Here is a 228-nt window from a genome sequence, read left to right as displayed (position 1 = left end):
AGCAGATCATACACTGGTTTAAAGTAGTATTGACTGCTTTTCAAATCCCAATAATTTAACATCTGTCTTGAAACTTTTAGTCCCGTCCTCTTCCAGTCGCTTTCTTGGCGATAGTCCGGCACCTTCATTTCATATTTTTGATAAAGTGAATGAGCGATGAGTGAAGCTGAACCTAGACCATGGTTTAGGGGAGCTTTAGGTACTGCAGCTTTAATGATCTTGTCGCTA

General features: G+C 40.4%; 1 protein-coding gene. It reads right to left on the bottom strand.

Translation table 11 applies throughout. The annotated features are described in order from the left end of the window. On the bottom strand, window positions 1–228 hold a 228-nt coding region (locus JEM49_RS10825), incomplete at both ends, for an IS66 family transposase (RefSeq protein ID WP_201874950.1).

The sequence above is a fragment of the Lactobacillus sp. A27 genome (assembly GCF_016742815.1).
GTDB lineage: Bacteria > Bacillota > Bacilli > Lactobacillales > Lactobacillaceae > Lactobacillus > Lactobacillus gallinarum.
Note: the sequence above shows the minus strand (reverse complement) of the source record. Positions and strands in the feature narration are given on the sequence as shown.